At 69.1% G+C, this 17,539-nt stretch carries 18 protein-coding genes; 8 read left to right on the top strand and 10 right to left on the bottom strand.

Annotated features, from left to right (window positions below; genetic code table 11):
* Positions 1-12 precede the first annotated feature (12 nt).
* From AB3X08_RS17730 to AB3X08_RS17720, 3 genes are all read right to left on the bottom strand, one after another.
* On the bottom strand, positions 13-1,485 hold the full coding sequence (locus AB3X08_RS17730) for a HAMP domain-containing sensor histidine kinase (protein WP_369934075.1): 1,473 nt from the start codon (positions 1,483-1,485) through the stop codon (positions 13-15).
* Positions 1,463-2,149: a response regulator transcription factor gene (locus AB3X08_RS17725; protein WP_369934074.1), complete on the bottom strand. Its 687-nt coding sequence runs from the start codon at positions 2,147-2,149 to the stop codon at positions 1,463-1,465. The genes AB3X08_RS17730 and AB3X08_RS17725 overlap by 23 nt, the downstream gene beginning before the upstream one ends.
* 81 nt (positions 2,150-2,230) lie before the next feature.
* A complete protein-coding gene (locus tag AB3X08_RS17720) occupies positions 2,231-2,941 on the bottom strand; it encodes an SGNH/GDSL hydrolase family protein (protein WP_369934073.1) in 711 nt (236 codons plus the stop codon).
* Positions 2,942-3,143: 202 nt separating this feature from the next.
* On the opposite strand from AB3X08_RS17720, the gene AB3X08_RS17715 reads away from it, so the two are divergent.
* The 8 genes from AB3X08_RS17715 (at position 3,144) to AB3X08_RS17680 (ending at position 9,089) form a co-directional block, all read left to right on the top strand.
* Positions 3,144-3,524 (top strand): diacylglycerol kinase, encoded by a 381-nt coding sequence (locus tag AB3X08_RS17715; RefSeq protein ID WP_184413675.1) that lies wholly within the window; start codon positions 3,144-3,146, stop codon positions 3,522-3,524.
* Positions 3,525-3,563: 39 nt separating this feature from the next.
* The gene (locus AB3X08_RS17710) at positions 3,564-4,313 is read left to right on the top strand and encodes a TerC family protein (RefSeq protein ID WP_369934072.1); all 750 of its coding nucleotides are present in this window, start codon (positions 3,564-3,566) and stop codon (positions 4,311-4,313) included.
* Between the two features lie 76 nt (positions 4,314-4,389).
* Positions 4,390-5,037, top strand: coding sequence for a LemA family protein (locus tag AB3X08_RS17705; RefSeq protein ID WP_369934071.1), 648 nt, complete (start codon positions 4,390-4,392; stop codon positions 5,035-5,037).
* A 184-nt stretch (positions 5,038-5,221) separates the two neighbouring features.
* Positions 5,222-6,181 carry a TPM domain-containing protein gene (locus AB3X08_RS17700; protein ID WP_369934070.1) on the top strand — a complete coding sequence of 320 codons (960 nt, stop codon included), beginning with the start codon at positions 5,222-5,224 and terminating at the stop codon, positions 6,179-6,181.
* Positions 6,181-6,672, top strand: coding sequence for a TPM domain-containing protein (locus AB3X08_RS17695; protein ID WP_369934069.1), 492 nt, complete (start codon positions 6,181-6,183; stop codon positions 6,670-6,672). The genes AB3X08_RS17700 and AB3X08_RS17695 overlap by 1 nt, the downstream gene beginning before the upstream one ends.
* A 142-nt stretch (positions 6,673-6,814) precedes the next feature.
* Positions 6,815-7,696 carry a prolipoprotein diacylglyceryl transferase gene (gene lgt / locus AB3X08_RS17690; RefSeq protein WP_369934068.1) on the top strand — a complete coding sequence of 294 codons (882 nt, stop codon included), beginning with the start codon at positions 6,815-6,817 and terminating at the stop codon, positions 7,694-7,696.
* Positions 7,693-8,487, top strand: a complete 795-nt coding sequence (locus AB3X08_RS17685) for a thymidylate synthase (protein ID WP_369934067.1) — start codon at positions 7,693-7,695, stop codon at positions 8,485-8,487. Before lgt ends, AB3X08_RS17685 begins: the two co-directional genes overlap by 4 nt.
* 101 nt (positions 8,488-8,588) lie before the next feature.
* Positions 8,589-9,089, top strand: coding sequence for a dihydrofolate reductase (locus AB3X08_RS17680; protein ID WP_369938564.1), 501 nt, complete (start codon positions 8,589-8,591; stop codon positions 9,087-9,089).
* A gap of 266 nt (positions 9,090-9,355) precedes the next feature.
* Here AB3X08_RS17680 and AB3X08_RS17675 read toward each other — a convergent pair whose 3' ends face one another.
* The 7 genes from AB3X08_RS17675 to AB3X08_RS17645 all read right to left on the bottom strand — a co-directional run bounded on the left by AB3X08_RS17675 (position 9,356) and on the right by AB3X08_RS17645 (position 17,534).
* A complete protein-coding gene (locus AB3X08_RS17675; RefSeq protein ID WP_369934066.1) occupies positions 9,356-10,282 on the bottom strand; it encodes a symmetrical bis(5'-nucleosyl)-tetraphosphatase in 927 nt (308 codons plus the stop codon).
* Positions 10,283-10,292: 10 nt separating this feature from the next.
* Entirely contained in the window at positions 10,293-10,676 is a 384-nt protein-coding gene (gene apaG / locus AB3X08_RS17670) for a Co2+/Mg2+ efflux protein ApaG (RefSeq protein ID WP_145705570.1), read from the bottom strand.
* Between the two features lie 214 nt (positions 10,677-10,890).
* The gene (rsmA, locus tag AB3X08_RS17665; RefSeq protein ID WP_369934065.1) at positions 10,891-11,685 is read right to left on the bottom strand and encodes a 16S rRNA (adenine(1518)-N(6)/adenine(1519)-N(6))-dimethyltransferase RsmA; all 795 of its coding nucleotides are present in this window, start codon (positions 11,683-11,685) and stop codon (positions 10,891-10,893) included.
* Positions 11,686-11,810: 125 nt separating this feature from the next.
* Positions 11,811-12,788 (bottom strand): 4-hydroxythreonine-4-phosphate dehydrogenase PdxA, encoded by a 978-nt coding sequence (gene pdxA, locus AB3X08_RS17660; RefSeq protein WP_369934064.1) that lies wholly within the window; start codon positions 12,786-12,788, stop codon positions 11,811-11,813.
* A 3-nt stretch (positions 12,789-12,791) separates the two neighbouring features.
* Positions 12,792-14,171 (bottom strand): peptidylprolyl isomerase, encoded by a 1,380-nt coding sequence (locus AB3X08_RS17655; protein WP_369934063.1) that lies wholly within the window; start codon positions 14,169-14,171, stop codon positions 12,792-12,794.
* Positions 14,168-16,519: an LPS-assembly protein LptD gene (gene lptD / locus AB3X08_RS17650; RefSeq protein WP_369934062.1), complete on the bottom strand. Its 2,352-nt coding sequence runs from the start codon at positions 16,517-16,519 to the stop codon at positions 14,168-14,170. Before lptD ends, AB3X08_RS17655 begins: the two co-directional genes overlap by 4 nt.
* Before the next feature lie 109 nt (positions 16,520-16,628).
* Entirely contained in the window at positions 16,629-17,534 is a 906-nt protein-coding gene (locus AB3X08_RS17645) for a histone deacetylase family protein (RefSeq protein WP_369934061.1), read from the bottom strand.
* Between the last annotated feature and the right edge of the window lie 5 nt (positions 17,535-17,539).

Below are 17,539 nucleotides of genomic sequence, written 5' to 3'. Positions count from 1 at the left end.
CTTGCGCGCCGATCACGGCGCCGCTGGGCGCGCCTCCGGCGCGCTCTCGCCCGGCGCGCCGAGGTTGGCCTGCTTGGGCCGGCCGGACACGGCCGCGCCCCCGTCCGGTGGCGTGGCCGCGGCCGGACACAGCACCGAGAACACCGCCCCATGCGTGTCGCCGCCCACATGCAGCGCATAGCCATGCAGGCGCACGATGGCGTTGACGATCGCCAGCCCCAGTCCGCAACCGGGTTTGGAGCGCGTCTGGTCGCTGCGGTAGAACCGGCGGAAGACGGCCTCGCGCTCTTCCGGCGGAATGCCGGGTCCACTGTCGACGACGTCGATGCGGGCGTTGCCGGCCTGGTCGGTGAACGCGATCAGGCGGATCGTCCCGCCATCGGGCGTGAATTTGATCGCGTTGCCGACCAGGTTGGCCAGTGCCTCGAACAGCAGATGCGGGTCGCCGCGCACGGCCGGCAGTGGCGCCAGCGCCAGTGCGAAGGCCTGTCCGCGGTCCTCGGCCAGCGGTGCGTAGAACTCATGGACACCGTTCAGCAGGGCGCCGAGGTCCACCGTCGCGAAGCAGGCGCTGCGCTGGCGGTCTTCCAGCTCCGAGACCCGCAGCAGCGCGCGGAACCGGGTCAGCACGGTGTCGATCTCGCCGACGCAATCGTCCAGTTGCTCGCCTTCGGGGCGGCCGGCGAACTGTTGCTGCAAGCGGTACAGGCGCGTGCGCATGCGGGTGAGCGGCGTGCGCAGGTCGTGGGCGATGTTGTCGGTGACGCCCTTCACCTCGCCGAGCAGGCGCTCGATCTCGCCGAGCGCCTGGTTCACCGTGGCCGCGAGCAGGTCCACCTCGTCGCCGCCGCGGGACACCGGCAGGCGCACGCTGAGGTCGCCTTCGCGGATGGGGTCCATGGCCTGCTGGATGGCGCGGATGCGCCGCGCCGGTCCGCGCGCGATGAGGATGCCGCCGAGCACGCCGGGCAGCAGGGTCAGCGACAGGCCCCACAGCAGCCCGCGACCGATGATCCCGCTGAGTCCGTCGATGACGTTGCTTTCCTTGGCCACCACCAGGCGCCGGCCGTCCGGCAACTGCCGGGCGATGCCACGCGCGCGGGTCTGGCTGCCGTGGCCGGCGTCGATCAGGCTGGCCTCGATGGGGCTGACCGTCCCGTCCTCGGCCATGCCCTGGGGGATCGCGTCGATGTTGCCGGCGATGCGGCGTCCTTGGGCGTCGAACAGGCCCACCCACATGAAGCCCTGGATGTCGATGGCACTGGCCGCGGCCACGGTGTCGGCCAGGCGCCCGGGGTCGGTGTTCTCCAGGTAATGGATGCGCGCGGCCAGCATCTGGTCGATCACGTTCGACAGGTAGCGCGAGGACTCCCACTGCACCACGCCGAGCAGCACGATGCACCAGACCGCGAACAGCGCCCCATAGATGAGGATCAGCCGCGAGGTGGCCGAACGCCAGGCGTCAGTCAGCGGGCGCAAGCACATACCCCGAGCCGCGCATCGTACGGATGAGCGGCGGCTGGCCGTTGCCGTCGATCTTGCGGCGCAGGCGGCCGAGATGGACATCGATCACGTTGGTGCCGGGATCGAAATGGAAGCCCCACACGTGCTCGAAGATCATCTGCCGGGTCACCACCTGGCCGGCGTTGCGCATCAGGAATTCGAGCAGGCGGAATTCGGTGGGCAGCAGCGCCAGCGGCTGGCCGTTGCGCAAGGCGTTGTGGCGGACCAGGTCCAGTTCCAGGTCGGCCACGCGCAGGCGGGTTTCCGGCGTGGCGGTCGCGCTGCGACGGCGGCGCAGCAGCACTTCGGCGCGTGCGGCGAGTTCGTCGGGCGAAAACGGCTTGGTCAGGTAGTCGTCGCCGCCGGCACGCAGGCCGCGCACGCGCTCGTCCACCTCCGACAGCGCACTGATCATCAGCACCGGCGTTTCCACCGCGCGCTTGCGCAGTTCGGAGACGACGTCGATGCCGTCCATGCCCGGCAGCATGCGGTCCAGGGTGATGATGTCGTAGCCGTCGGCCAGCGCGTGCTGCAGGCCGTCGCGGCCGTTGGCGATCCATACCGCGGTGAAGCCATGCGCGCCGAGTTCCGCGACGATGTCGCGGGCGGTCACCTCATCGTCTTCGATGACCAGGGCCCTGGGCATCCTGTGCAACTCCACGCTGGGGGAACGACGGAAAACGCCCGCCAAGGGTAGCCGTTCGGGCGGCCGGGCGGGCGCGATTGCCTACTTGCGCTGCAGATAGGGCCGCACGATGTCGCGCCACAGCGCGTAGCCGGCCGCATTCATGTGCAGATGGTCGGGGCCGAACAGGGCGGCGCGCGGTTGCCCGTCGGTGCCGAGCATCGGCGTGTACACGTCGATGAAGTCCACCTGCTTCAGCCCGGCGGCGGCCTTGCGGATCAGCGCATTGGCTTGCGCCACCTGCGGCAGCAGCGCCGCGCGCGCCGGGCTCGGCTTGATCGAGATGTAGGCGATGCGGGTATTCGGCAGGTCGCGGCGCACCCGCGCCACGAAGGCCTTGAAGTCGTCGCGCAGCTGCTGCGGGCTGCGGCCGCTGTTGAGGTCGTTGTCGCCAGCGTAGAACACCACCAGGCGCGGCCGGTACGGCACCACGATGCGGTCGGCATACCAGGTGCTGTCGCGGATCTCCGAGCCGCCGAAGCCGCGGTTGAGCGTGTCGGTGCCGGGGAAATCGCTGGCCAGCGAGGTCCAGAAGCGGATCGAGGAACTGCCGACGAACAGCACGCCGCCGGGCTTGGGCGGATGCGCGGCGTCGGCCTGGGCGAAGCGCTGCATGTCCTGTTCCCAGTCCGCATTGGAGACCTGTTCGGGAATCTTCGGTGCGGCGGCCGGCGTGAGCGCCAGGGCCGAATGCAGGCCCAGCAGGAACAGGCAGGTGGCGAGCAGCGCGGTGCGCAGCGGCGAACGGGACATGGTGCGTCTCCTGGACACGACAGAGCGGCGATGGTGCCGCACGCACGGCGAGGCAGGCAAATCGGACGCATGCGGCGGTTCATTTCAGCGGCGAACGGGGGCTTGTGGCAAAATCGGGGCCTAGCCCGCTTCGCCATTGCCCATGACCGTTCTTTTCCGGCCGCTGCCGTCGCGTCCCCGTTCCGCAGGCTGGGCCTGATCCATGGCCGACCAATTCGGACACCTGCCGCGCGGACCGCGCCGGATGCTGATGGCGCTGCGCTGGTCGTACCAGGGGCTGCGCGCGGCCTGGCTGCACGAGTCCTCGTTCCGGCTGGAAGCGTGCCTGTTCGTGCTGCTGGCGCCGCTGGCGCTGTGGCTGGGGCAAGGGCCGGTGCAGCAGGCGCTGATGATCGGCTCGCTGCTGCTGGTGCTGGCGGTGGAACTGCTCAATTCCGCGATCGAGGCGGTGATCGAGCGGTATGGCCCGGAGCACCACGAACTGGCCGGCCGCGCCAAGGACATGGGCTCGGCGGCGGTGCTGCTGATGCTGGTCAATGTCGTGCTGTGCTGGGGCCTGATCCTGCTGCCGCGCGTGCTGTGACGTCCGCCCGTCTTTTTTACCGTTGAAGGATTTGACCCCATGGCTTTCGAGTTTCTCGCCGATCCCAACACCTGGCTGACGCTGCTGACGCTGAGCGCGTTGGAAATCGTGCTGGGCATCGACAACCTGGTGTTCATCTCCATCGCGGTGGGCAAGCTGCCGGAAGCGCAACGCCCGGCCGCGCGCAAGTTCGGCATCGCGGTGGCGTGCCTGACCCGTATCGCGCTGCTGGTGTCGCTGGCGTTCCTGGCGCGGATGCAGGGCGAACTGTTCAGCGTCGGCGGCATGGGCATCTCGGTGCGCGACCTGGTGCTGATCGTCGGCGGCGTGTTCCTGCTGGTGAAGGGCACGATGGAGATCCGCGAGATGATCACCGGCGGCGAAGACGCCGATCCCACCACCAGCAAGGCCTCGGGCGTGTTCTGGATGGTGATCGCGCAGATCGCGGTGATCGACATCGTGTTCTCGCTGGACTCGGTGATCACCGCGGTCGGCATGGCCCAGCACATTCCGGTGATGATCGCGGCGGTGCTGCTGGCGGTGGCGGTGATGTTGCTGGCGGCCAACCCGCTGGGCCGCTTCATCGACGCCAATCCGACGGTGAAGATGCTGGCGCTGGCCTTCATCCTGATGATCGGCGTGGTGCTGATCCTGGACGGGCTGGACGTGCACGTGCCCAAGCCCTACATCTACGCGGCGATGGGCTTCTCGGTGCTGGTGGAATGGCTGAACCTGCTGATGCGCCGCCGCGCCGCTGCGCACGACGTGCCCGGCGCCGGCAAGTGGTGAACGGCTGACCCCGGCGCGGCTGCGTTTTCACGGGGGGCGTGGCAAGCTGCGCCCTGTCTTCATCCCGGAGAGCGCCATGCGCCTGTTGTCCCGCTCGTTGTTCCTCGCCACATTGGTGGCGCTGTTGTCCGGCTGCGGCTACAACACGATCCAGCAGAAGGACCAGGCGGTCAAAGCCGGCTGGTCCGAGGTGCTGAACCAATACAAGCGCCGCGCCGACCTGATCCCGAACCTGGTCAATACGGTCAAGGGCTATGCCGACCAGGAGCGGCAGGTGCTGACCGACGTGACCAATGCGCGCGCGCGGGTCGGCCAGGTCCAGGTCAATGCCGACGACGCGGCCTCGCTGCAGCAGTTCCAGCAGGCGCAGGGCGAGCTGTCCGGTGCGCTGTCGCGGCTGCTGGTGGTCACCGAGAACTATCCGAACCTCAAGTCCGACCAGTCGTTCCGCGACCTGCAGGCGCAACTGGAAGGCACCGAGAACCGCATCACCGTGGCCCGCGGCCGCTACATCAAGGCGGTGGAGGATTACAACGCTTACATCCTCTCCTTCCCGCAGGTGATCACCTCGAAGATCTTCGGCTACAAGGAAAAACCGAACTTCTCCGTGGCCAACGAGGCGCAGATCTCCGAGGCGCCGGCGGTGAATTTCGGTGGCCAGCCGGCGCCGCCGCAGTCCCAGACGCAACCTCAGCAGTCGCCGCAGCCGGCACCGGCGCAGTAAGCGCGCTGCAGTCCGCAGCGGCGCCGGCGATGCGGTCGCGACGCGCTGGCCTGTCCCGGGGCCGGCGCACAGGCGCTGCAGCCGCGTTGTCGGTCCAGCGCGGCCGGCCGCGTCGCGGCGCATGCCGCCGCCGCGGTTTCCTTCCTTCGATGCCGCCGCGCGAGTGCGTCGGCAGGAGTCTGCAATGAGCGATGCGATCACCTGTCAGCAGCCTGCGCGCCGCGGCCGGCGTGCCTGGATCGGCGTGCTGCTGCTGGCGCTGGTGCCGCTGCTGGCCTGGGCACAGGCGGCCAGCGAGGCGCCGATCCCGCCGCTGGACGCGCCGGTCATCGACACCACCGGCACGCTGACGCCGGCGCAGCGCCTGGAACTGGACCGTCAGGCGGTGCAGTTGCAACAGCGCAAGGGAAGTCAGCTGCAGGTGCTGGTGGTGCCGAGCACCGCGCCGGAGAGCGTCGAGCAATACACCCAGCGGGTGTTCGACCAGTGGCAGCTCGGCCGCAAGGGCGTGGACGACGGCGTGCTGCTGGTGGTGGCCAAGAACGACCGGCGCGTGCGCATCCAGCCCGGCTATGGCCTGGAAGGCGCGATTCCCGACGCCACCGCCAACCGCATCATCCAGGAGTACCTGGCGCCGCGGTTTCGCGCCGGCGACTACAGCGGCGGCATCGCCGACGCCACCGCGATGCTGGTCAAGCTGATCGACGGCGAACAGTTGCCGCCGCCGGTGAGCACGCACGCGGCCGAATCGGGGTCCGGCGGCAGGCTGCCGCTCGGGTTCTTCGGCGGCCTGTTCGCTGCCTTCGTCGCGCAACTGCTGTTCGCACGGGCGCCGCGGCTGTTGCGCGGCATGCTGGCGGCGCTCGCCGGCGGCGGCGTGGGTCTGTTGCTGAGCCTGTCGCTGTTCGTCGCCGTGCTGACCGGCGCGATCGGGCTGGTGCTGGGGCTGCTGTCGGGCATCTCGCCGGGCCGCTCGGTCGGCGGCGGTGGTGGTGGCGGTTGGGGCGGCGGTGGTTTCGGGGGCGGCTTCGGCGGTTTCGGTGGTGGTGGTGGTTTCGGAGGGGGCGGCGGCGGTTTCGGCGGCGGCGGCTGGGGTGGTGGTGGCGGCAGTTCGGGAGGCGGTGGCGCCTCGGGGAGCTGGTGATGCGCCTGCTCCGCCATCTGTTCGCGCCGGCGGCGCGCACGCTGTTTCCCAACGCCAGCCTGGAGCGCATCGGCGCGGCGATCGCCGACGGCGAACGGCTGCACCGCGGCCAGGTGATGTTCGCGGTCGAATCGGCGCTGGCACCGGCGGCGCTGCTGCGCGGCATGGCGCCGCGCATGCGCGCCGAGCAGGCCTTCGCGCAATTGCGCACCTGGGACACCGAGGCCAACAACGGCGTGCTGATCTATCTGCTGCTGGCCGACCATCGGATCGAGATCGTGGCCGACCGTGGCCTGCGCGGGCGCGTCGATGCCGCGCAATGGCGCGAGGTCTGCGCGCTGATCGAGCGCGACATGCGCGCCGGCCAGCCCGAGCAGGCGGTGATCGCCGGGGTGGCGGCGGTGTCGGCCCTGCTGGCCACGCATTTCCCCGCGCAGCCGGGCCAGACCGAGTCCAACGAACTGCCGAACATGCCGCAACTGCTGGATTGAGCGCCGCCGCGGCAAGACCCGCTCCGATGCGGTCACGCCTGCGGCAGATGAAGCTGGTGCAGTGCAAGTCGACCAGGACCACGGGAAGGACCGGCGCCGATGGCAGAATAGGCGACCCCCGCCCTCCGGCCGACGTTCCCGCATGACCTATCTCCACCAGATCGATCCCATCGCCTTCTCGCTCGGCCCGGTGAAGGTGCACTGGTATGGGCTGATGTACCTGGCCGCCTTCGCCTCGGCGTGGTGGCTGGGCCGGCTGCGCATCCGCGCCGGCCGCCTGCCCGGCGTGGACATGGACGGGTTTTCCGACCTGCTGTTCTACGCGATGCTCGGGGTGGTGCTCGGCGGGCGCATCGGCTACATGCTGTTCTACGCGCTGGGCGATTTCCTCGCCAATCCGCTGCTGATCTTCAAGGTCTGGGACGGCGGCATGAGCTTCCACGGCGGCTTGATCGGCGTGCTGGTCGCCGCGGCCTGGTGGTCGCGCAAGTCGCGCCTGCATTTCTTCGACACCATGGATTTCGTCGCGCCGCTGGTGCCGCTGGGCCTGGGCTTCGGCCGCGTCGGCAATTTCGTCGGCGGCGAGCTGTGGGGCAAGTTCACCAACGCCGGCTGGGGCGTGATCTTCCCGCGCACGCCGGAGCTGCAGGACTGGCCGCTGGCGCAGATCCAGGCGCAGTACGCCACGGGTGCGCTGGACAAGTTCGCGCGGCATCCCTCGCAGCTGTACGAGGCGGTGCTGGAAGGCCTGGTGATGTTCGCGCTGCTGTGGGCGTTCTCGCTGCGGCCGCGCCGGCGCTATGCGGTGTCCGGCCTGTTCGCGTTGCTGTACGGCGTGTTCCGTTTCGCGGTGGAGTTCGTGCGCGTGCCCGATGCGCCGATCGGCTACCTGGCGTTCCATTGGCTGACCATGGGCCAGATCCTGAGCACGCCGCTGATCCTGCTCGGCCTGTTCCTGCTGTGGCGCTCGCGCAGCGCGCCGGTGTTGCAGCCGGCGCCGGTCGCCGTGGAGGCCAAGCCATGAAGGCCTACCTGGACCTGCTGCGCCACGTGCTCGAGCACGGCGCGGAGAAATCCGACCGCACCGGCACCGGCACGCGCAGCGTGTTCGGCTGGCAGATGCGCTTCGATCTCAACGCCGGGTTCCCGCTGGTGACCACCAAGAAACTGCACCTGCGCTCGATCGTGCACGAGCTGCTGTGGTTCCTGAAGGGCGAGACCAACATCGCCTACCTCAAGGACAACAAGGTCAGCATCTGGGATGAATGGGCCGACGCGCAGGGCGAGCTTGGCCCGGTGTACGGCAAGCAGTGGCGGCGCTGGACCGGCGCCGACGGCAGCGAGATCGACCAGATGCAATGGCTGGTGGACGAGATCAAGCGCAATCCGGATTCGCGGCGCCTGGTGATCAGCGCCTGGAACGTGGCGGAACTGCCGCAGATGGCGTTGATGCCGTGCCACAGCCTGTTCCAGTTCTACGTGGTCGACGGCAAGCTCAGCTGCCAGCTGTACCAGCGCAGCGGCGACATCTTCCTCGGCGTGCCGTTCAACATCGCCAGCTACGCGCTGTTGACCCACATGGTGGCGCAGGCCACCGGCCTGGGCGTCGGCGATTTCGTGCATACGCTGGGCGACGCGCACCTGTATTCGAACCACTTCGAACAGGCGCGCGAACAGCTGGCGCGCACGCCGCGGCCGTTGCCGACGCTGCGCCTGAATCCCGCGGTCACCGACCTGTTCGCCTTCAGCTACGACGACATCGCGATCGAGGGCTACGACCCGCATCCGGCGATCAAGGCGCCGGTGGCGGTGTGAGCGGCGGGGAGTCGGGAATGGGGAACGGGAAATCGGAAAACGCGGCAGTGGCGGCGGGGACGGATGTGGCCGAGTCCCACATCCCAGGTTCCAGGCCGCGGCTGACCCTGATCGCTGCACTGGATCGCGCCAACGCCATCGGCCGCGACAACGACCTGCCGTGGCGCCTGCCGGACGACCTGAAGCGCTTCAAGGCGCTGACCCTGGGCAAGCCGGTAGTGATGGGGCGCAAGACCGCGCAGTCGCTGGGGCGCGCGCTGCCGGGGCGCTTGAACCTGGTGATGACGCGCTCGGGGCAGGTGCCGTTCGATGGCATGCAGGCGGTCGCTTCGCTGCAGGCGGCGATCGAGACGGCCCAGACCGGCGGCGCCGAAGAGCTGGCTGTGATCGGCGGCGGCGACATCTTCGCGTTGGCGCTGGCGCATGCCGAGATGCTGTACCTGACCCATGTGGACACCGTGGTCGAGCACGCCGATGCGCATTTCCCGGCGTTCGATCCGGCGCAGTGGGAGGTCGTGGCGCGGCAGGCGCACGCGGCCGATGCCAGGCATGCGCTGGCATTCGAATTCGTCGACTACCGGCGCAGGCGCGGCGCGCCGTAGCGGATTCGTTTGGGGCCGTCTGGGGCTGTGCCGATGACCATTAGCGTGGAGCTTCTGCGCGGCTAGGATTGCTGCAGTTGGGGCACTCCCGAGGCATTTGTGGCTGGCGCAATGCCGCAGCCGGGTGTTGTTTTTTGTAGGAGCGGCTTCAGCCGCGACAGGCACTACCGGTAGCGCCTGTCGCGGCTGAAGCCGCTCCTACAGAGAGCAGCATGTGGATCGGAAATGGGCGGCACTCCTGCAGGCCTGCCTGCCGCGCCCAGCTGTCAGTCCTGCGCGGGCGCGGGCGGTGCAGCCGCGCCGCCACCCGTGCCGCGCCCGCCGCCCGAGCGGCGCCGCGGCGGCCGCGCGCGCGGCACCGGCGGCGGCCCTTCGATCGGGCGTCCCGGCACCTGCACCACCTGCAGGTCTTCGCTGTCCAGGCGCAACGCGGTGAGCTTGCCGCCCCAGACCGCGCCGGTGTCGATCGCGTGCACGCCCTGGGTGATGGTCAGGCCCAGCGTGGACCAGTGGCCGCAGACGATCTTCAGGTCGCGCTCGGCGCGGCCCGGCACCTCGAACCACGGATACAGGCCCTGCGCCTGGGTGCCCGGGGTGCCTTTTTCCTCGATCGCGATGCGCCCGCGCGGGGTGCAATAGCGGGCGCGGGTGAACAGGTTGATGATCGCGCGCGAGCGGTCGTAGCCGGTCAGCCCCGGCGACCAGGCCGGGCGATCGCCGTACATGTTGCGGAACAGCTTGCGGTAGCCGCTGCCGTGCAGCTGCTGCTCGACTTCGCGCGCATGCTTCTCGGCCAGGGTGGTGGTCCACTTCGGCGCCAGGCCGGCGTGGATCATCATCCAGCCCAGCTCGCGGTCGGCGTGCAGCAGTTTCTGCATGCGCAGCCAGGTCAGCAGTTCGTCGCGGTCCTCGGCCAGCACGATGCGCTGCAGGTCCGGATTGACCTTGCGCTGCTCGTCCGGGCTGCGTTCGCCGATCGCCAGCAGCGACAGGTCGTGGTTGCCCAGCACCACCACGCTGCACTCGCGCAGCGAGTGCACCAGGCGCAGGGTTTCCAGCGATTGGCCGCCGCGGTTGACCAGGTCGCCGCAGAACCAAAGCCGGTCCACCGCCGGGTCGAAGCGGATCTTTTCCAGCAGCCGCTGGGTGATGTCGTAGCAACCCTGCAGGTCGCCAATGGCCCAAACGCTCATGCGGGCGCCATCAGTGCAGGGTCCGCGGCACGGTCAGCACGAACGGTGCGACCGGCGCGACGAAATGGGTGCCGTCGTCGGCTTCCATGTCGTAGTGGCCGCGCATCGTGCCGTGTTCGGTTTCCAGCATCAGCCCGGAGGTGTAGCGGAAGTCCTCGCCGGGACGCAGCCGCGGCTGTTCGCCGACCACGCCGTCGCCGTCCACGCGCTCCACGCGGCCGTTGCCGTCGGTGATTTCCCAGTGTCGGGCGATCAGCCGCGCGGCGACGCGGCCGCGGTTGTGGATGCGGATCGTGTAGGCGAACGCGTAGCGTCCGTCCTCCGGCGCCGATTGGTCGTCGAGGAACCGGGGCGACACTTCGACCTCGATCCGATAGGGGGCGTCATCGTTCATGCCTCACAGTGTAAGCAAAGCCGGCACAGGAATGGACTGCTGGCCTGTCCACGAGCGCATGCAGGCAGCGCGCGTTGCGGCCGCTGCACGCTGTGCGCGTGTCGTCAGCCAGCCGCGCAGTGCGATCCGCGGTTGCTGCGGCCTTCGTGTGAGTGCCTCGCGGCCGCGTGGCGCGAAGAGATGCGGACCGCGCTGCGACGCGCGGTCAGGAAATTCAGGCCTGTGCGACGTTGGCCAGGCGCACGAAGTCGGCGACCTCCAGTTGCTCGGCGCGGGCATCGGGGCGTACCCCGGCGGCCTCGAACTGGGCCGCATCGCAGACCCCGCCCAACGCATTGCGCAAGGTCTTGCGACGCTGCCCGAACGCCGCGCGCACCACGTCGGCGAAGCGCTGCCGGTCGGCGATGCCGATGTCCTGCGGCGCACGCGGCACCAGCCGCACCACCGCCGAATCCACTTTCGGCGGCGGCCGGAACGCGCCGGGCGGCACCATGAACAGCGAGGTCACCTCGCAGTACGCCTGCAGCATCACGCTGAGGCGGCCGTAGACCTTGCTGCCCGGCCCCGCGGCCATGCGGTCGACCACTTCCTTCTGCAGCATGAAGTGCATGTCGGCGATCGCCGCGGCATGGTCCAGCGCATGGAACAGGATCGGCGAGGAGATGTTGTAGGGCAGGTTGCCGACCAGGCGGATGCGGCCGTCGCCGGCCAGGTCGGCGAAATCCACCGACAGCACGTCGCGGTTGAGGATGGTCAGCGCGCCGACCCCTTCCGCCGCAGCGGTCAGCGGCGCGATCAGGTCGCGGTCGAATTCGATCACGGTGAGGCGGCCGTGGCGGCGCAGCAGCGGGAAGGTGATCGCGCCCTGGCCGGGGCCGATCTCCACCAGCAGGTCGTCGGGCTTTGGATTCACCGCGCGCACGATGCTGTCGATGTAGTGGCGGTCGCTGAGGAAGTGCTGGCCAAGCGATTTCTTGGCCGGGGCGCTGAAGCCGGAATAGGAAGTCATGCGGGCATCTTATCGGGATGCGGCCGGGATGGCGCGCAGCGCCCTGTAGGAGCCGCTCCGGGTGGCCTCGGGCCATCAGCCGCGACCGGGCTACCGGTGACGCTCGGTCGCGGCTGAAGCCGCTCCTACACAAGCGCGCGGCGCGCGGCCAGCTGCGCGCATTGCGCGACCGCGGCGAACAGGCTCGACGGGTCGGCGATGCCGCGGCCGGCCAGCTCCAGCGCGGTGCCGTGATCGACCGCCACGCGCGGGTAGGGCAGGCCCAGGGTCAGGTTCACCGCCTGCTCGAAGCCGCTGTACTTGAGCACCGGCAGGCCCTGGTCGTGGTACATCGCCAGCACCGTGTCGAAGCCGGCCAGTTTCTGCGGCAGGAACGCGGTGTCGGCCGGCAGCGGGCCGACCAGTTGCATGCCTTCGGCACGCAAGGCGGCGAGGACCGGCGCCATCACCTCGATTTCTTCGCGGCCCAGATGCCCGTCTTCGCCGGCATGCGGGTTGAGCCCGAGCACGGCGATGACCGGCGTGGCGATGCCGAATTCGCTGCGCAGCGCGGCGTGGACGATGCGCAGGCAGCGCTCCAGCAAGGCCGGCGTCAGGGCGTCGGCGACCGCGCGCAACGGCAGGTGGGTGGTGGCCAGGGCCACGCGCACGATGTCGTTGGCCAGCATCATCACCACCTCCCGCCCGGCGTGGCGGGCGAGCAGTTCGGTGGTGCCGGTGTAGGCGATGCCGCCGTCGTTGATCGCGGCCTTGTGCACCGGGCCGGTGACCAGGCCGGCCAGTTCGCCGCGCAGGCAGGCGTCGGCGGCCTGGGTCAGCGCGCCGATCACCGCCGCGGCATTGGCCGGTTCGGTGTGGCCGAAACGGCTGGGCACGGCATTGCCGACCGCGCGCAGGCGCAGGTCGCCGGGGGCCAGCGCGGGGGCGGATTCGGGAAGCAGCTGCAGCGGCAGCGACAGCGCCGCAGCAGCGGCGCGCAAGGTGTCGGGATCGGCGAAGGCCAGCAGGTGGCAGTCGCGGCGCGGCTGTTGCGCCAGCCGCACGCACAGCTCCGGGCCGATCCCGGCCGGCTCGCCCGGCACCAGCGCGAGCGAGGGCAGCACGGCTTACGGCTTGGTGGCGGCCGGTGCCGGAGTTGCCGCCGGCGCGGTGGCGTCGGCCGCAGGCGCGGCCGAGCTCTCGGCACCGCCGACGCGCAGGTTCACATAGGCTTCGCCGCGCATTTCCTGCAGGAAGCGGTTGTACTCTTCCTCCAGCTTGCGGCGGCCGATGGTTTCGCGGACCTGGGCGCGCTGGGTGTCGCTGGTCACGTCGGTCTGGCGCGTGGCGACGCGCTGCACGATGTGCCAGCCGGCCTCGGTGCGGAACGGCTGCGAGATCTGGTTGTCGCTCAGGCCTTCGATCTGGTGACCGAAGTCCGGGCCGAACGCGTCGGCCGGGAACCAGCCCAGATCGCCGCCCTGGCCGCGGCTGTTGGCGTCGTCGGAGGACTCCTTGGCCACCGCCTGGAAGTCGGCGCCGCCGGCGATGCGCGCGCGCAAGGTCTCGATCTTGGCCTTGGCGGCGGCATCCGGCTGCGCCTCGTTGACGCGGATCAGGATGTGGCGGGCGTGGTACTCGGTGACCGTCTTCTTTTCCGGGTTGGCCGAGGCATCGCGGATCTCGACCAGCTTCAGCAGCTGGAAGCCGCTGGGGCCGCGCAGCGGGCCGGCGACCTGGCCCGGCTTCATGTCGCGGATCAGCTGCGCGAAGGCGTTGGGGATTTCGTCCAGGCTGCGCCAGCCGAGGTCGCCGCCTTCCAGCGCGTTGGGGCTGTCGGAATAACGCACGGCAGCCGCGCTGAAATCGATCTCGCCCTTGTCGATCAGGTTCTTGACCCCGTCGATCTTGCTCTGCCCGGTCTTGATCTGGTCGGCGGTGGCGCCTTCCGGCAGGCCGACCAGGATGTGCGCCAGGTGGTACTGGGCGCCGGTGGTGGCCTGCTGCGCCAGCGCCGCGTCCACTTCGCTCTCGCTGACGTTGATGCGGCTCTGCGCGAAGCTCTGACGCAGGCGCTGCACGGTGATCTCGTCGCGCACCGAGTTGCGGAAATCGTCGAACGCCATGCCGTCGGCGGCGAGCTTCTTGCGCAGGCCGTCCACGTCGGTGCCGTTCTGCTGGGCGATGCTGCCGATGGCGCGGTTCAGTTCGTCGTCGCCGACGCGGATGCCGGTGCTGTTGGCGCGCGCCACCTGCAGCTTGACCAGCACCAGGCGCTCGAGCACCTGGCGTTGCAGCACGTTGTCCGGCGGCAGCTGCGCCTCGCGGCCGGAATACTGCGCCTTCACGTTGCGAACGGCACGATCCAGTTCGCTCTGCAGTACGACATCCTCGTCGACGACCGCGGCGATGCGGTCCAGTGGTTGGGTTTGTTGCGCGGCAGCCGGAGCGGACACGCCGGCGATCGCCAGCAAGGTGACGAGGAAAGCAGAGAGGGTCTTGGTCATGGAATCAGGTTCGGATCGTAAGCGTCCGGATCGGTCGTGGTGTTGCTGGGCGGGACCAAGTACAGGTCGTCGCGGTTGTAGCCGAGAATAGCACGGCGCAGAACGCGGTCCGTGTCCTGGCCCAGCGAGGAAAGGCCCTTCAGGACGAACTCTACCTGCAGCGCGGTGTCCAGATCGCCTTCGCGGTTGCGCACGTAGCGCCGTGCCAGTGCGCGCACGGCCAGGCAGCAACTGTCCCACTGTACGCCGGCGATGATCTCCAGCGGCTTCTTGTCTTCCAGTGAATAGTAGTGGCGCCCGACCAGGCTCCAGGTCGGGTTGATCGGGTACAGCACCGACACGTCGGTCTGCTCCAGCAGGTCGCGGCGGAAGCGGTAGCCGACGTTGATGATGCCGTCGCCCGGCAGCAGATAGCGGGTGCGGAAGCTGGCCAGGTCCTTGCGCCGGTACTTGGGATCCCACTGGTAGGTGGCGCCCATCGTCCAGCGGTCGTTGATCATGTAGTTGGCGTCGGCGACCCATGCCGACTTGCCCTGCTCGATGGTGGTGTCGCTGCCGGGCAGGCTGACCCTGGAATCGTTGAAGTACAGGATCTGGCCGAGGCTGACCGACAACTTTTCCTGGCCGTCGTCCTGGCGCAGCAGGCGCGAGCTCAGCGCCAAGGTCATCTGGTTGGCGTCGTTCTGGCGATCGGCGCCGGTATAGCGCGAATCGCGGAACAGCTGGCCCCAGCTGAAGGTGAACTCGCGCGTATCGAAGATCGGCAGATCGTCCTGGTTGCGGTACGGCGTGTACAGGTAGAACAGCCGCGGCTCGAGGGTCTGCAGGTAGTTGGTGCCGCCGAACTTGGTGTCGCGGTCGAAGTACAGGCCGGCATCGACCGTGGCGATCGGCAGGCTGCGCGAGGGCGAGGTGTCGCCGCCCAGCGTCGCGGCCAGATCCTTGTCCAGCTGGTAGGTGGTGTAGCGCCAGGCCACGGTCGGCTTCAGGAACCACGCCGCGCCGGCCAGCGGCATCGAGATGTAGGGCTTGAGATCCAGGCGGGTGCCGCCGGGCATTTCGGTGACATTGCCGGTACGTTCATAAGTACCGTCCGTGGTTTTCTCATGGACATCGTCGTGCACGAAGCGCACCGCTTCGCTGTAGAGGCCAGCCTCGAAATAGTTGCCGAAGGACTGGTCCCAGTTGAAGAACGCGCGCGGCTGGCGGTTGTACGGCAGCGCGGACTCGGTCAGGGTGTAGTCGGTCAGCTGCCAGCGGTCGGCCATCAACCCGGCGGTCCAGGTCTCGCCGGTGCCGTAGATGCCGACCGTGCTCTGCAGGTTGGACACCGCGTTGCCGAGCAGGCGGTTGGAGAAGTCTTCCGTATAGCGCTCGTCGCTGACCCAGGCCACCGAGGCGCGCGCCTGCCAGTGCGCATCCAGGTTGTGGTAGCCCTGGTATTCGAACTTGCCGCGGTCCTTGTCGCGCAACTGGTCGTCCGGCATGTAGGTCGCCTGGATCTCGCCCTTGCCGCCTTCGTACAGATAGCGGAATTCGCTGCCGAACATGAAGCCGCGCGAGCTCATGTAACGCGGATACAGGGTGGCGTCGTAGTTCGGCGCCAGGTTCAGATAGTACGGCTGCATGTAGTCGAAGCCGTTGCGGCTGGAGAAGCCGATGGCCGGGAACAGGAAGCCGCTGGTGCGTCGGTCGTCGATCGGGAACTTGAACCACGGCGCGTACAGGATCGGTACGTTGTAGATCTTCAGGATCGCGTTGCGCGCGGTGCCGAAGCCCTCGTCGTTGTCGACGTCGATCTCCGGCGCATGCAGTTGCCACACCTGCTGCGAGGGATCGCAGGTGGTGTAGGTGGAGCGGTGCATCTGTCCCAGCGCGCCCTGCAGGTCGACCGAATCGGCCTTGCCGTTGCCGCGGCGCTCGATCAGCTGGTAGCGGATGTTGGTGATCTTGTGGGTGTCTGTGTCCTGGTTGCCTTCGGCGCGGTCGGCGACCATGCGGATCGACGAATCCTGGTAGCGCACGTGGCCCTCGGCAATGTAATTGCCGGTCTCGGTATCCACGCGCAGGCTGTCGGTGCCCATGAACTGGTCGCCGCGCTTGAGCGCGACATTGCCGGTGTAGTTCGGGATGGTGGTGGTGCCGGACAGCTTGTCGCCGACGATATCGGTCGGCTGCTGATCGCGGATCGCCGCCAGCTTGGGGTCGACCTTGGGTGCGTCGTCGAACTTGGGCAGCACGTCCGGGGTCGGGCACAGGCCCCAATTGGGCGGCTTCTCGGCCGCCATCGCCGGCAGGCAGAGAGCGATACTGAACGGAAGGGGTAGCAGGCGGAGGGCTCGGCGCACGCGCGTCAGGTATCGGGCTAAAACGACCGCTAGCTTGCCCCATCCCATGCATGGGGGCAATGAAGACGTCCCCCGGTCGGGGGACGGGGTTCATCCGCCCGGGCCGGGCTCAGCGCAGCGCGTCGACGTGGGCGACGCTGCATTCGCGCAGCGCCTGCAGGTCGTAACCGCCCTCCAGCAGCGACACCACGCGGCCGCGCGCATGCCGTTCGGCCAGCGCGCGCAGCTCTGCGGTGAGCCAGCCGAAGTCTTCGGTTTCCAGCATCAGGTCGGCCAGCGGGTCGCGCATATGCGCATCGAACCCGGCCGAGATCAGCAGCAGCTGCGGCTTGAACGCGTCCAGCAGCGGCAGCATCTGGTCGGCCCAGGTGTTGCGGAAGCGGAAGCCGCCGCTGCCCGGCGGCAACAGCGCGTTGTGCAGGTTGCCGACGCCGCGGTCGTGGACTCCGCCGGAATTCGGAAACAGCCCGGACTGGTGGGTGCTCAGGTACTGCACGTGCGGATCGCGTTCGAAGATCGCCTGGGTGCCGTTGCCGTGATGCACATCGAAGTCGACGATGGCGATCCGTTCCAGGCCGTGCGTGTCGCGGGCGTGGGCGGCGGCGACGGCGACGTTGTTGAACAGGCAGAAGCCCATCGCGGTGGTGGCGGTGGCGTGGTGGCCGGGCGGGCGCACCGCGCAAAAGGCGGTGTCGGTCTCGCCGCGCATCACCGCGTCCACCGCGGCCAGGCCCGCGCCGGCGGCGCGCAGGGCGGCGGCGCGCGAGCCGGGCGAGATCACCGTGTCCACGTCGAGCATGCGCTTGCCGTCGAGGTCGGCCAGGACGCTGTCGATCAGCTCGCGCTCGTGGACCCGGGCCAGGTCGCCGAGCTTGGCCAGCGGCGCTTCGCGCCACGCCAGGTCGGGAAAGGCCTCGCGCAGCGCCGCGGTGACGGCCTGCAGGCGTTCCGGCCGCTCCGGGTGTTCCGGACCGGGCTCATGGCCCAGGCAGGCGGGATGGGTGTAGATCAGCATGCCTA

The sequence above is a fragment of the Xanthomonas sp. DAR 34887 genome (assembly GCF_041245805.1).
GTDB lineage: Bacteria > Pseudomonadota > Gammaproteobacteria > Xanthomonadales > Xanthomonadaceae > Xanthomonas_A > Xanthomonas_A tesorieronis.
The sequence above is the reverse complement of the archived record's forward strand: the minus strand, read 5'-3'. Positions and strand labels throughout refer to the sequence as shown.

Coding starts and splice junctions, on each gene's coding strand:
- AB3X08_RS17730 (WP_369934075.1), bottom strand. CDS start 1,485: ATGTGCTTGCGCCCGCTGACTGACGCCTGGCGTTCGGCCACCTCGCGG.
- AB3X08_RS17725 (WP_369934074.1), bottom strand. CDS start 2,149: ATGCCCAGGGCCCTGGTCATCGAAGACGATGAGGTGACCGCCCGCGAC.
- AB3X08_RS17720 (WP_369934073.1), bottom strand. CDS start 2,941: ATGTCCCGTTCGCCGCTGCGCACCGCGCTGCTCGCCACCTGCCTGTTC.
- AB3X08_RS17715 (WP_184413675.1), top strand. CDS start 3,144: ATGGCCGACCAATTCGGACACCTGCCGCGCGGACCGCGCCGGATGCTG.
- AB3X08_RS17710 (WP_369934072.1), top strand. CDS start 3,564: ATGGCTTTCGAGTTTCTCGCCGATCCCAACACCTGGCTGACGCTGCTG.
- AB3X08_RS17705 (WP_369934071.1), top strand. CDS start 4,390: ATGCGCCTGTTGTCCCGCTCGTTGTTCCTCGCCACATTGGTGGCGCTG.
- AB3X08_RS17700 (WP_369934070.1), top strand. CDS start 5,222: ATGAGCGATGCGATCACCTGTCAGCAGCCTGCGCGCCGCGGCCGGCGT.
- AB3X08_RS17695 (WP_369934069.1), top strand. CDS start 6,181: ATGCGCCTGCTCCGCCATCTGTTCGCGCCGGCGGCGCGCACGCTGTTT.
- lgt (WP_369934068.1), top strand. CDS start 6,815: ATGACCTATCTCCACCAGATCGATCCCATCGCCTTCTCGCTCGGCCCG.
- AB3X08_RS17685 (WP_369934067.1), top strand. CDS start 7,693: ATGAAGGCCTACCTGGACCTGCTGCGCCACGTGCTCGAGCACGGCGCG.
- AB3X08_RS17675 (WP_369934066.1), bottom strand. CDS start 10,282: ATGAGCGTTTGGGCCATTGGCGACCTGCAGGGTTGCTACGACATCACC.
- apaG (WP_145705570.1), bottom strand. CDS start 10,676: ATGAACGATGACGCCCCCTATCGGATCGAGGTCGAAGTGTCGCCCCGG.
- rsmA (WP_369934065.1), bottom strand. CDS start 11,685: ATGACTTCCTATTCCGGCTTCAGCGCCCCGGCCAAGAAATCGCTTGGC.
- AB3X08_RS17655 (WP_369934063.1), bottom strand. CDS start 14,171: ATGACCAAGACCCTCTCTGCTTTCCTCGTCACCTTGCTGGCGATCGCC.
- AB3X08_RS17645 (WP_369934061.1), bottom strand. CDS start 17,534: ATGCTGATCTACACCCATCCCGCCTGCCTGGGCCATGAGCCCGGTCCG.